This is a genomic window from Actinospica sp. (genome assembly GCF_035552695.1).
Classification (GTDB): Bacteria; Actinomycetota; Actinomycetes; order Streptomycetales; family Catenulisporaceae; genus Actinospica.
The window spans coordinates 37,472-49,778 of record NZ_DASZKT010000129.1; the positions used below are offsets into that span (position 1 = coordinate 37,472).

13 protein-coding genes, 1 tRNA gene and 1 pseudogene are annotated in these 12,307 nt (G+C 67.4%); 10 read left to right on the forward strand and 5 right to left on the reverse strand.

Features of this window, described 5'->3' with window-relative positions; genetic code table 11:
• Nucleotides 1-48 precede the first annotated feature (48 nt).
• The 3 genes from argS to VG296_RS16310 form a co-directional block, all read right to left on the reverse strand.
• Nucleotides 49-1,725, reverse strand: a complete 1,677-nt coding sequence (gene argS / locus VG296_RS16300) for an arginine--tRNA ligase (RefSeq protein ID WP_325566581.1) — start codon at nucleotides 1,723-1,725, stop codon at nucleotides 49-51.
• 315 nt (nucleotides 1,726-2,040) lie between these two features.
• A complete protein-coding gene (locus tag VG296_RS16305; RefSeq protein WP_325566582.1) occupies nucleotides 2,041-2,583 on the reverse strand; it encodes a MarR family transcriptional regulator in 543 nt (180 codons plus the stop codon).
• A gap of 11 nt (nucleotides 2,584-2,594) precedes the next feature.
• On the reverse strand, nucleotides 2,595-3,002 hold the full coding sequence (locus tag VG296_RS16310; protein ID WP_349259581.1) for a response regulator transcription factor: 408 nt from the start codon (nucleotides 3,000-3,002) through the stop codon (nucleotides 2,595-2,597).
• A 151-nt stretch (nucleotides 3,003-3,153) separates the two neighbouring features.
• On the opposite strand from VG296_RS16310, the gene VG296_RS16315 reads away from it, so the two are divergent.
• From VG296_RS16315 to VG296_RS16340, 7 genes and pseudogenes are all read left to right on the forward strand, one after another.
• Nucleotides 3,154-3,225 (forward strand) — tRNA-Arg (locus tag VG296_RS16315).
• Nucleotides 3,226-3,514: 289 nt separating this feature from the next.
• The gene (locus tag VG296_RS16320; protein WP_325566584.1) at nucleotides 3,515-3,694 is read left to right on the forward strand and encodes a hypothetical protein; all 180 of its coding nucleotides are present in this window, start codon (nucleotides 3,515-3,517) and stop codon (nucleotides 3,692-3,694) included.
• A gap of 109 nt (nucleotides 3,695-3,803) precedes the next feature.
• A pseudogene (locus VG296_RS33220) lies at nucleotides 3,804-4,181 on the forward strand (right-handed parallel beta-helix repeat-containing protein); the annotation flags it as partial.
• Nucleotides 4,182-4,707: 526 nt separating this feature from the next.
• The gene (locus VG296_RS16325) at nucleotides 4,708-4,965 is read left to right on the forward strand and encodes a hypothetical protein (protein ID WP_325566585.1); all 258 of its coding nucleotides are present in this window, start codon (nucleotides 4,708-4,710) and stop codon (nucleotides 4,963-4,965) included.
• On the forward strand, nucleotides 4,949-5,134 hold the full coding sequence (locus VG296_RS16330) for a hypothetical protein (RefSeq protein ID WP_325566586.1): 186 nt from the start codon (nucleotides 4,949-4,951) through the stop codon (nucleotides 5,132-5,134). The genes VG296_RS16325 and VG296_RS16330 overlap by 17 nt, the downstream gene beginning before the upstream one ends.
• A 193-nt stretch (nucleotides 5,135-5,327) precedes the next feature.
• The gene (locus VG296_RS33360) at nucleotides 5,328-6,194 is read left to right on the forward strand and encodes an alpha/beta hydrolase (protein ID WP_325566587.1); all 867 of its coding nucleotides are present in this window, start codon (nucleotides 5,328-5,330) and stop codon (nucleotides 6,192-6,194) included.
• 3 nt (nucleotides 6,195-6,197) lie between these two features.
• A complete protein-coding gene (locus VG296_RS16340) occupies nucleotides 6,198-6,671 on the forward strand; it encodes a peroxiredoxin (RefSeq protein WP_325566588.1) in 474 nt (157 codons plus the stop codon).
• A gap of 95 nt (nucleotides 6,672-6,766) precedes the next feature.
• Here VG296_RS16340 and VG296_RS33235 read toward each other — a convergent pair whose 3' ends face one another.
• Together VG296_RS33235 and VG296_RS16350 are read right to left on the reverse strand one after the other, a co-directional pair.
• Nucleotides 6,767-8,185 carry a polysaccharide lyase family 7 protein gene (locus tag VG296_RS33235; RefSeq protein WP_325566589.1) on the reverse strand — a complete coding sequence of 473 codons (1,419 nt, stop codon included), beginning with the start codon at nucleotides 8,183-8,185 and terminating at the stop codon, nucleotides 6,767-6,769.
• A gap of 179 nt (nucleotides 8,186-8,364) precedes the next feature.
• Nucleotides 8,365-9,231 carry an SDR family NAD(P)-dependent oxidoreductase gene (locus tag VG296_RS16350; RefSeq protein WP_325566590.1) on the reverse strand — a complete coding sequence of 289 codons (867 nt, stop codon included), beginning with the start codon at nucleotides 9,229-9,231 and terminating at the stop codon, nucleotides 8,365-8,367.
• Between the two features lie 77 nt (nucleotides 9,232-9,308).
• On the opposite strand from VG296_RS16350, the gene VG296_RS16355 reads away from it, so the two are divergent.
• From VG296_RS16355 to VG296_RS16365, 3 genes are all read left to right on the forward strand, one after another.
• Nucleotides 9,309-10,007 (forward strand): TetR family transcriptional regulator, encoded by a 699-nt coding sequence (locus VG296_RS16355; protein WP_414641099.1) that lies wholly within the window; start codon nucleotides 9,309-9,311, stop codon nucleotides 10,005-10,007.
• Nucleotides 10,008-10,051: 44 nt separating this feature from the next.
• A complete protein-coding gene (locus VG296_RS16360) occupies nucleotides 10,052-10,603 on the forward strand; it encodes an AAA family ATPase (RefSeq protein ID WP_325566592.1) in 552 nt (183 codons plus the stop codon).
• A 180-nt stretch (nucleotides 10,604-10,783) separates the two neighbouring features.
• Nucleotides 10,784-11,761, forward strand: coding sequence for a S66 peptidase family protein (locus VG296_RS16365; protein ID WP_325566593.1), 978 nt, complete (start codon nucleotides 10,784-10,786; stop codon nucleotides 11,759-11,761).
• The last annotated feature ends 546 nt before the right edge of the window (nucleotides 11,762-12,307 follow it).

A 12,307-nucleotide genomic window follows, 5' to 3' on the forward strand; every position in this document is an offset into this window, starting at 1 on the left:
GCTGGTTCCCTTCGCTCTTGACGGTTCGAGATATCGCGGCCAACGTGCTCACATCCGCTCCGGCGCCGAGACCCCGAGCAGTTCCAGCCCGTTCGCGATCACGGTCTGGGTTGCCTCGGCCAGCCACAGCCGGGCCCGGGTGAGCTCGGGCGGCAGCTCGATGTCGCCCTTCGGCAGGATCCGGCACTCGTCGTAGAAGCGGTGGTAGACGCCCGCCAGCTCCTCCAGGTAGCGCGCCACCCGGTGCGCCTCGCGCAGCTCGCCCGCCTTCGCGATGACCAGCGGGAACTCGCCGAGCTTGCCGAGCAGGTCGTTCTCCTTCTCGTGGCGCAGCAGCCCCGGGTCGAAGTCCTCCGCCGGGCCCTTGTCGATGCCCATCTCGGCGGCGTTGCGCCTGACCGAGCACATCCGCGCGTGCGCGTACTGGATGTAGTAGACCGGGTTGTCGGTGGACTGACGGGTCAGCAGGTCGATGTCGAGCGTGATGTTCGAGTCCGTGGACTGCCGCACCAGCGCGTACCTGGCCGCGTCCACGCCGATCCACTCGACGACGTCGTCGATGGTGATGATGTTCCCGGCCCGCTTGGACATGCGGACCTCTTCGCCGTCCTTGAGCATCTTCACGAACTGCCCGATCAGGACCTCGATGTCCTTGTCCGGATCCGCACCCGCGCAGGCCACGATGGCCTTGAGCCGCCCCACGTACCCGTGGTGATCGGCCCCGAGCAGGTAGATCGCGGGCGAGAAGCCGCGGTCCCGCTTGTCCAGGAAGTAGGCCGCGTCCGAGGCGAAGTACGTCTTCTCCCCGTTGGAACGCACCAGCACGCGGTCCCGGTCGTCCCCGAAGTCCGTCGTACGCAGCCAGACCGCGCCGTCCTTCTCGAAGACGTGCCCCTGCTCGCGCAGCCGGTCGAGCGCCTTCTCGACGGCGCCGGACTCGTGCAGCGACTTCTCGGAGAACCAGACGTCGAAGTGCGTGCCGAAATCCTCGGTGGACTGCTTGATCTGATCGGTCATCAGCTGCAGACCCTCCTCGCGGAAGACCTCCAGCTGCTCGCCCTCCGGCAGCGCCGTTACATCAGGGTGCTCGCCGACGATCCGATCGGCGATCTCCTTGATGTACTCGCCGACGTATCCGTCCTCCGGCGCCGGCTTCCCCTGCGCCGCGGCGTACAGCGAGGCCGCGAACTTGTCGATCTGCGTCCCGGCGTCGTTGATGTAGTACTCGGAGGTCACCGACGCGCCGCTCGCACGCAGGATCCGGGCCAGCGAATCGCCGACGGCGGCCCAGCGCACGCCGCCGATGTGGATCGGCCCGGTCGGGTTGGCCGAGATGAACTCGAGGTTGATCTTCTGCCCGGCGAAGGTGTCGGTGTGCCCGTACTCCGCCCCGGCCAGCACGATCGTCCGCGCCAGCTCCCCCTGCACCGCGACATCGAGGGTCACGTTGATGAACCCCGGCCCGGCGACGTCCGCCGACTCGATCCCGGCGATCTCGGCCAGCCGCGGCGCGATCAGCTCGGCCACGGCCCGCGGCGGCCGCCCGGCGGGCTTCGCCAGCTGCAGCGCGACGTTCGTGGCGTAGTCGCCGTGATCGCGGTTCTTCGGCCGCTCGACGGTCACCTCCAGCGAAGCCAGGACGTCGGCGGGCAGGGCAAGCTCCCCGGCGTCCACGGTGGAGCGGATCGCGGCGAGCACGGTGGCGGAGAGTTCGGCTGGGGTCACGATCCAAGGCTACGGGACCGCCCCGCCGCCGCCCCAATCCTGACCGGCACGCGGACGCCCGAGGCGGGGCGGCGGCGCTCGGGTGTGGCAGCGTGTCGCGGGGTCCACGGCCCCGCGACGGCAGTCCGCGCATCTTCCGCACGGTGTATCTTCCGCACGGTGGCAGCCGCCAGCTACCTTCGGCCCCGCCGACTTCGGCCGCGCTATCCGTGGCCCTACTTATGACGTACGGCCCTGCTGACGTACGGCCTGCGGCTTCGCCACCGCTACCTCTACGACCTGTACTACGTACTACGACCTCTACCTCTACTATCTCTACCTTCGACCGTGGGGTCTTCCCGAGCCCCCGCGGCGCGGCGGCAGCGGCTCCTCCCCCGCGTCCAGGATCTCCAGGATCCGCCGCAGCTCCGTCTGCTCCGCCGTGCCCAGCTTCCCGAACAGCTGCTCCGCGGCCTCCGCGCGCATCCGCCCGACCCGGCTGAGCACCTCGTGCCCCGCCTCCGTGAGCACCACGATCGTCGCCCGCCGGTCCGTGGGGTCGTTCTGCCGCGCGACGAAGCCGGCCGCCTCGAGCGTGTCCACCATGGACGTGATCGAGCGCGGTACCACCTCGAGCGCCTGCGCCAGGTCCGCCATCCGAGGCCGCTCGTAACGCGAGATCACCCGCAGCGCCCGCGCCTGCGCCTCGGTCAGCCCGAACTGGTCGTAGGAGGGTGCGGACCGCCGACGGATGCGGTGTGCGGTGCGCAGGTAGAGTTCGGCCAGGCTCGGCTCACCCGTGGCCGGGGCCGAAGGTGCCGGCGAGATGCCACCTTCGGGCGGCGGGCCTGCGGATTCTTGGTCGGACACTAGGGTCATGGTCACACAGTCTATTTGTAAGAGCCGTCTGTACGAGGTGTCGGAGCAGAAAAAGCTGAAGCTCGACTTAAGACGGCTGACCTTACCGTACGGACCAGCTCTGCGGGATCGAAGGGCTTGGTCAAGTATGCCTGCACGCCGAGCTCACGCCCCCGTGCCAGGTCACTGTCCTGCGCGCACGCCGTGACCATGACCACCGGCAGCGTTTTCGTCGCGGCCGCCCCGCGCAGCCGCGCCAGCGTCGCGAACCCGTCGAGCCGCGGCATCACCACGTCCAAGGTGATCGCGTCCGGCTGCACGTCGTCGAGCCGCTCGAGGCAGTCCATCCCGTCCTCCGCGAGATGAACCTCGAACCCCTCGAGTTCCAGATTCACCGCGATCAACTGCCGGATGACTTCGTTGTCGTCCACCACCAGCACCCGCGGCCGCCGCCCGGGTCCGGCGGAAGCATGCAGGTCAGCGGTGTCCTCAAGCCCAGATGAAGGTGTGGTGGTCACACGCCCCAAGGTACCCCCGCCCAAACCCCCGCGCGTCCGCTTCCCCGGAACTGGTACAGTTCTCACCGTTGCCGCCCCCGTAGCTCAGGGGATAGAGCACCGCCCTCCGGAGGCGGTGGCGTAGGTTCGAATCCTACCGGGGGCACCCACGTGATCAGGACCGCAGCTCACTGAGCTGCGGTTTTTTGTTTCTCAGCCGTACGCCACCGTCGGCACCTTCGGGACCTTGGTTGTCCCATATAGCCGCTCGAAGCGGATGCGCGACAATAGTCGCATTCATAGAGTTTGGCGCGATATGGAAGCCTTGCCGGCGTAAATGCGACGTAAAGTCGCCCGCTGATTTAGACGTTCGCTGTCGCGGGTGTCTATCGTGAGCGAGCCGTTGGGGGCAACGGGATCTTGATCGCACGGGTGGACGAGGGGTGGGGTGTGTCGTGGCGTTGGATCCGCCGTGGGAGGTGGTGACGCTTCCGAACTTCATCGGTATCAAGTGGCCGATGATCAACGAGGACACGGTGCGAGACGTGGCGACGGTGATCCAGTCGTTCGCCTCGGATGTGCAGTCCACGCATCAGGACATGACGAATCAGATCCATGCGATGTCTGAGGCGTAACGGACCACCATCTCCGGCAAGCGCCTGCAATGGCATCTGAGCTGGAATCAGCGGGGCCGGCTCACCGAGCAGCACTGCGGTGGCGGTCACCGTGGCCGACGCGTCCTATGTGGACATCGAAGGAATCTCAACTTACGAAGACGCCAACCTCAGCGGCATTGTCGTGCCGAAGTCTTCGCATGTCACGCTGGACGGCGACTACTCAGGACAGGGGTACATCTACTCGAGGGGAGCAGGTATATCGATCGCAGGCGGCTCGTCGTACGTCACGGTGAGCAGGAGCCGGATCGAGACCTATTCCAGCGACGGCGGCATCTACGCCGACGGCGGCTCCGGTGACGTGATCACGACGAACTCGGTCGACAATCAGGATGGTCCGGCTGTCTCGCTGGTCGGCGTGCCATCATCGGACGTCACGAGTAACGTCATCATCGCTGCGTGCAAGGCTGGGATCAGCCTCGCCTCTGGCTCGTCGTCCGCCTCTGTGCAGAACAACGTCGGCGTCTCCGCCTGGTTCGACGGAGCGCCCTCGTCGTACGAGTGTCCCGTAGTCACGGCGTCCCAGGTCGATCTGCTCGTAGACAGCTCGTCGACTAAGGGCACGACAGAGGGCTACAACGACTTCGCCACCAACTCTACGGCGATCCCGGACGTCTACTCGTGGGCCGGCGTCGGCTACGCCGCTCCCGCTGCGTTCACGGCGGCGACCGGTCAGGGCGGCGACGATCAGAACTCGACGGCTACCGCTGACGCGATCGACTCGGCGAACGCCGATGCCCCTGGCGAACTGTCGACGGACTTCTACGGCAACGCGCGCGTCGATGATCCGGACGTGGCCAATGCCGGTTCAGGGACCTATACCGACTACGACCGTGGCGCTTACGAGACGGACGATCCGCTCGCCGCCACGTTCGGCCAGACCAACCCGGCGCTCGTGCCGGTCGCGCAGTCCGGCACGTTCGGCGCAACGGTGACCGACCCGTGGGGGAATTCGATCGCCCACCGGGCAGACGGTGCCGAACGAGGTCGTGGTCCAAGTCGGATCGGACGGCTACGTCGACTTCGCCAACAACAGCAACGGCACCGTGCAACTGGTCGTCGACATCTCCGGATACTTCATCAACGGCTCGGGAGCGAAGTTCGTCCCGATCACGCCGGAGCGGGTACCTCGACACGCGCTCCGTCCCGAACACGGCAACGGCCCTCGCCGCCAACGTCACGGTCACCCAGCCGACGGCGCAGGGCTTCATCGGAGTGTTCCCGCCCGATAGCGGAATCCAGAGCACGTCGGCGGTCAACTACAACCCCGGGCAGACGACACAGAACGCCGTCACCGTCGGCACGACTTCGTCGAGCAGCTTCAGCGATTTCTGGCTCTACAACGCCAGCAAGGGCTCGACCCAGCTGATCGTGGACGTGTACGGCTACTACAACGAGTAACACCTGACCGAGCTCACCTGATCCCGCTACTCGCGACCACCTGAGATGGTCAATAGCAGGTGCCGCACGCCCTTGCCGAGCCGAAGACGTCCCACGGGAACGGGACAGCGTGACGGTGTGACCGCGCGGTCGGACGGCACAGCGGGCCGATATCATGCGAACTCGACACTCTCGAGTGGGACGGGGACCCGTGATGACGATCGCCACGAGTCGGCGGCTTCCGCACCGCGTCGAGTTCGGCGGGCCCGAGGACGGTCCGCGGGTCGTGTTGGTCCACGGGCTCGGCGGCTCGCATGCGAACTGGGCCGCCCTCGGTCCGCTGCTCGCCGCCACGACGCGTCCGGTCGCCGTCGACCTCGCCGGCTTCGGCTACACGCCAGGCGCGAGGAAGACGGCGCACGTCGCCGCGAACGCCCGGCCGCTCGCGCGGTTCCTGCGAGGAGATCGGGGAGCCCGCCGCCCTGGTCGGCAACTCGATGGGCGGCATGATCTCGATCATCACGGCGGCGGCCCACCCCGACCTGGTCAACGCAGTCGTCCTCCTCGACCCGGTCCTGCCCTGGGCACGGGGCGCACGTTTAGACCGGCCGCGATCGCAGGCATCGCCACGGCCCTGATGCCCATCGTCGGTCCGAGGCTGCTGACCCGGCGCCGGTCCGTCGCGGACGCCCGCCAGCGCGCCCTGTCGGCCCTCTCCATCTGCTACTCGGATATCAGTAGGCTGGCCGACGTGCAACTCGACGTCGAGGTCGAACTCACCGAAACCGCTGAGGCCGAAGGGCTCACCCCGGTCGCGGCGTACGTCGGCGCGGCCCGCTCACTCGTGCTGCACGGCGCTCGGCGCCGCCACCGACGCGAGATGGCCGCGACCACCGCCCCCGTCCTGCTTCTGCACGGCACCCACGACCGCCTCGTCAGCGTCACCGCCGCCGATGCGGCAACCCGCGGCAATCCGTCCCGGCGCTATCAACGCCAGGACGGCGGCCACGTCCCGCACATGGAAATACCTGCCGAGACCGCGCACACCATCACGGCCTGGCTCGAAGGAAAGGACACGTAACCCATGTCACAAGGCATCGGCGTAGGCGACAAGGCACCCGATTTCACTCTCCCGTCGAACTCCGGCGAGCAGGTGAGCCTGCACGACCGGATCGGCGAGCACGCCGTCGTGCTCTACTTCTACCCGAAGGACGAGACGTCCGGCTGCACGGCCGAGGCGTGTGCCTTCCGCGACAGCTACGAAGCATTCACCGACCTCGGCGCGGACGTGATCGGCGTCAGTTCCGACTCCGTCGAGCGGCACGTGGCCTTCGCCGGCAAGAACAACCTGCCCTTCACCCTCCTCAGCGATGCGGGCGGCAAGGTCCGCAAGCTCTACGGAGTACCGTCCACGCTCGTCGTGCTGCCCGGCAGAGTCACCTACGTCATCGACCGCTCGGGCACGGTGCGCCACACGTTCAACTCCATGATGAACTTCGGCGGTCACGTCACCGAGGCGCTGGACGCGGTCCGCCGACTCCAGGCGGAGAATTCGTAACAGCGGCGCGCGCGGGCAGGACGGTCTTCAGTCGCACAGGCGACGTCCGTTCCGATCCAGCGTCGTGGATCGGAACGGACTTAGCTGACGGCTGATCAGCTGACGGCCACGTTGGTCGGCGCGATATAGGAGGACCCGTAGTCGCCGCTGAACTGGAACGTCAGGGTGCTGCCAGCCGGGATGGTGGCGTCGGAGCTGGTGTTCGTCAGCGTGTAGTGGTTGCCGCTGTTGGTGTAGGTGACGTTGGCCGAGCTTTCGATGTTCTCGCTCGGGTCGAGGTCGAACTGCACGTTCCAGCCGGTCATCGCGCTCCCGGTGCTGTTGGTGACGGTGGCCGTGTCCGTGTAGCCAACGCCGAAGTCCTTCGTCTTCGCGATGGTCACGGAGAGATTGCCGCCGCCGGTGCTGCCGGAGGTGGTGCCGTTCGCCGACGCGCTCCGGGTCGACTCCACCCCGGCCGAGTCGACCGCCGTCACCGTGTAGGTGTGACTGCTGCCGGATGCCAGACCCGTGATCGTGGTACTGGTCGTCGTCGACGTCGCGACCACCGTGCTGCCCTCATAGACCTTGTAGGACACCGCGGGATCGCTGTTGTTCGCCTCGGTCCAGGCGAGGTTCAGACTCGAACTCGTCGCACCGGACACCGCCAGACCCGAGGGCGTGGCGGGAGCGGTGCTGCCACCGCCAGTGCTGTGATAGACGCTCAGTGCGTAGAACTGCACCGCCGCCCCGACCGTGCTGCTGCTGCCGCTGGACTGGTCGTAGTCGCCGGCCTTGAAGTACATGGGGTACCCGGTGAAGGACGAGGGCATCGCAAAGCTCTGCTTCGTACCGTTGACGGTCAGGTTGATCGTGTTTCCGCCGGACAGGCCGAGCACGTAGCTCCACTGCGTGCCGAGCGGCACGCTGGTGATGGTGTGCGGGGTCTGGCCGCCGGAGGGGCTGTCCTCGATGCCGAGCACGATCTGGCCGTTGCTGTAGTAGTACAGCTCCGCCAGCGGCTTGGTCGAGGTGCTGTTCTGGCCGAGGTGGATCTGTCCGACGCAGACGTGGTCGGGGATCTCGGTCGACTTGACCGTCGCGGACAGCGTGTGCGTGCCGGGTATGGACCAGTTGGCCGCGGACCCGTCCGCGTTCATCTCGCGCAGCTCGGAGCGAGCGTAGTTCGAATTCGGTGTGGTGACACCGTTCTCCGGGTCCCAGAAGCTCATCGAACCGTCGGTCGTGTCGGTGAAGAAGTAGCTGTCCTGGAAGCCGTTGGCCCCCTCCAGGCTGGACGGCAGGATCGTGGTGGGTGATCCCGCCGAGCCGATCGGCAGTTGGAGCTCCCAGCGGGACAGATCGAAATTGCCGCCGGGAGCGACGTTGGGATTGAGGGTCGCCGCCGACGGCGCTCCGGCGGCCGCGGCCGTACCCGCCATGCTCACCCCGATGACGGGTACGGCGAGCAGCGCGAGGGCCAGGGCCCCCGCACCGATGCCGGCCGTGCGACCTCGAATCCTGTAGTGCGCCATCGCACATTCTCCTTAGCTGGGTTGGTGGTGAACCCGCGTCCATGCCTCATCCATTCACATATGTGGGCTGAGATTTTATATATGTGAACAGGCGTCATGTGGATGAACTCTGCCGGAGAAATTAATGTGACCCCTGGCCCTTGTCAACGGCCGCGGCGGTCATCATGCGTCGGGTGTGTTCAATCGGCGAGCGCGAGGTAGGCCTCTGATGCCGCGGCGACCCTGCCCCCGTCGATGTCGGCCGCGATCTTGGGGGCGACGAAGTCGACGGCCCACGGCGCGGTCTGGAAGCGCAGCGGCGGATTGTCGGATGCCAGCAGGTCGAGGAAAAGCGGGCCGATCTCCTCGACCGGCTGCACACCGCCGGTGTTGGCGATGACCCGGGTCAGCAGGTCCCAGGGCTCGGGGTACGGACTGTTGGCGACCTGCTCGTTCGGCAGCAGCTTCGCCAGCCGCCTCGGGGCCATGACACCGGTCACGACCGGGCCCGGCTCGACGATCGTGGTCCTCACCCCGAAGCGGGCGACGACCGGGGCGAGGGACTCCACCGCGCCTTCCAGGGCGAACTTCGAGGCGGCGTACGCCTCGTTGTACGGAGCGCCCATCACGCCGTTGGCGCTGGTGACCACGATCAGGCGGCCCTTGCCGGCGCGCAGGTGGGGCAGCGCCGCCTTGATGACGGCGAGGTTGCCGAAGAAGTTGGTCTCCATCACGAAGCGGTAGCCGTCCATGGTGATCTGTTCGGCCGTGCCCAGGGCGAAGATGCCGCCGGCGTTGGAGACGACCGCGTCGATGTGGCCGTAGCCGCGGGCCACCTCGGAGACCAGATTCTCGACGGCCTTGTGGTCGGTGATCTCCAGGAAGCGGATGTCGAGTTCGACGCCGCGGCGTGCGGCTTCCCGCTCCAGGTCCTTCATTCGCTCTTCGTCGCGGCCGGTCGCGACGACCGCGTATCCGGCCGCGGCCGCGTCCAGAGCGGTCACCCGCCCGATGCCGGACGTCGTACCCGTGACGAGCAGGGTCTGCCGGCTGCCGTTCGTGGTCATGTCGCCCTCCAGGAGTTAGCGCACACTCTGTGCGTTAACGACGTCAGGACGAACTCGGCGAAAGCGCAACGCACATCATGCGCGTTATTCTCGTCGCCGTGACCACCGCCCCGTTCCAGCGCGCCCGCTCGGCCGAGAGCAAGCGCCGGCGCTCCCAGGACCTGATCGACGCCGCCCGCGGCCTCGCCCTCGAAAACGGGGTGGCCTCCCTGACCCTGGTCGCCATCGCCCAGCGCGCCGGCGTCCACCACTCCGCGGTGCGCCGCTACTTCGGCTCCCACAAGGAGGTCCTGCTCCACCTCGCCGCCGACGGCTGGATCCGCTGGTCGCACGCCGTCCGCGACGCCCTCCACGGACGGCAAACCGACGCCCGGCGACTGGCCGAGGTCCTCGCCACCACCCTGGCTGCCGACCCGCTCTTCTGTGACCTGCTCGCCCACGTGCCCCTACACCTGGAGCACGAGATCGACGTCGAACGCGTCATCGACTTCAAAAGGCAGACCCGCGAACCGATCACCGCAATGGTCGACGCCATCGCCGCGGCAGCCCCGTACCTCGATGCGCGCGCCGCGGGCGACCTCGTCCTGGCCACCGACGCCCTGGCGGCCACGCTGTGGCAGGTAGCCCACCCGGCACCCAGCCTGGCCGCCGCCCGGCAACGCGACCCCGACCTATCAGCCATCGACGTCAGCGACTTCACCAGCACCCTGCTACGCCTGCTCACCGCCACCTGTATCGGACTCGCACCACGTGATCAGCCACCGTTTGCGGGCTGATAGTCCCTTGCCGATACCCGCAGCCCACGGCCACAATCGCGGCTGTGAATACGACAGAGTTGTCCGGCTGCGTCATCGTGGCGGGGATGCCGGGGGCGGGGAAGACGACCGTGTCCGGGCAGGCCGCCCGGCTGCTGCCGCGAGCGGCGCGCGTGAAGGCCGATGACCTGAACGAGATGATCCTCCGGGGCTTCGTGTGGGGCCTCGGCGAGCCGCGTGAGGAGGCCTTGCGGCATCGGGAACTGTGCGACCGGAATCTGGCCGCGTTGGCCTCGAACTTCATCGACTACGGCTTTCCGGTGTTCTTGGATCAGCTCGCCGTGGACCGGGCGGAGCTCGACTTCCTTGTCGGGCTCATGGCGCCGAGGCCGGTCCGGCTGGTCACCCTGGCGCCGTCGATTGCGGTCTGCCAGCAGCGGAACGCGACCCGCGACCCCGACGAGAGCTGGCAATTCGACGGCTACCACCAGCTGGAAGCCGACCTGCGCCGGGATTTCGGCGACGTCGGCTGGTGGTTCGACACATCCGAGCTCACTCCCGAACAGACCGCCGAGCAGCTGCTGAGCGAGGTGGCGCAGCGCGCGCCGATCCTGTGACCGAGCTCGGGCAGCGGGCGGTGGCTCCACCCGCGGACTCACGAGGAGACCGGTAATTGTGTCGCGTGTTATTGCGGGTGTCGGGATACTGCGTCGGTGACCGGTGCTGTGCTGCTGCCTCAACTGCCTCGACCGCCTCAGCTGCTTCGGCCTCGTGCCCTGAGGCCCGGGGATCTTGTCGTGATCGCATCGCTGTCCGGGCCGCTGCATGCGGTTTACGAGCCTGACCTTGAGCAGGCGGTGATCGTGCTCGAGCGGATGGGATTCCGTGTGCGGCGGGCGCCGCTCCTCGAAGCGGGGCGGCACCGTTGGTGGAGCGCGGCTACGCCGGCGGAGATCGCCGGGGAATTCAATGCTCTTCTGCGTGATCCCGAGGTGCGTGCGATCGTCGCGCACGACGGCGGTCAGACGGCGCTCGGTTACCTCGACCTGATCGACTTCGAGGCGGTCACTGCCGACCCCAAGCCGATCCTCGGCTACAGCGACATCTCACTGCTGCATCTGGTGCTCTATGCGCGCACGGGTCTGGTCGGGTTCCATGCCGACCTGGCCACGCCTGGACTCGGCGGACACTGGCAGGCTGCGCCCGCGGCGCGGCAAGCGGAACTCGAGAAGCTCTACTCGACTCTGCTGACCGGTACGGACGCGATCGGAGCGCTGCCTACCAGCGCGTCGTGGGAGTGCTGGCGTGCCGGTCGTGCCGAGGGCCGGCTGATCGGCGGGGTGATCAATCGCATCGTGCTGGCGCAGGCGACGCCCTTCGCGCTGCCGCTCGAATGGTTCGACGGGGCGGTGCTGTTCTGGGAGGAGATGGGCGGCCTGGCATCGTACGTGTGGAGCTATCTACACGTGCTGCGACACTCCGGCATCCTCGATCGGATCGCCGGCATGGTCGTGGGCGTCCCGTACGCGATCGACGGACTCGGCACACCCGACGACGACGCGTCCCCGACCCTCTCCGAGATCGTGCTCGACGTCCTCGGCGACCGTGACATCCCGGTCCTGGGCAACGTCGAGTTCGGACACGCCGGGCCGAATCTGCCGATGCCGGTCGGCATCCGCGTCGGCCTCGATGCGCAACAGCGGAAACTGTCGCTGCTCGAACCGGCGGTACGGGTGCCGGTAATCCGGGGCGTACGGATCGGCTGCTGCCATTGATGAGTGAGCCGGTGTGGCAGCGAAAGCGCCGCCGGCCAACGCCACGGTGCCGAGGACGAGCACGCCTCCGGTGACCAGTGCGACGACACCGCGCGCGATGAGTCGATTGCGACGACTGGGTATCACGAGCTTCGGTTCCCTTCATGGGTTGGCGGGGGCCGAGTGGGCCACGGCCCCACTACCGCGGGGTGGGACAACCGCTTCGGGAACGCGAGGGATCACGCGCCGGCATGCACGATCCGTGCATCGCGGATGGCGCGATACGAGCGTCAGTTAAGAGATTTACAGTCGAACTCTGTGATCTTCTCGGCGCCCGAAGCGCCTGCCCGGATGCCAGGATTGCCCGGCGGAAGAGGCCTTGGCAATCAGTCCGGGACCCTTGACTCTTTAGGGTATAAGGAGGATAAAGCGCTGCTGTGCAAAGCAAAGGCATGCCAGCCGGCTGACGCCGGGGTCAATCGAACTGCCAGCGAATGCCGTGCCGACCCGGGCCCACGTCCGCCAGGACGAGCAGCGCGCGATGGTCCTCGTCGAGCGTGAGCAACC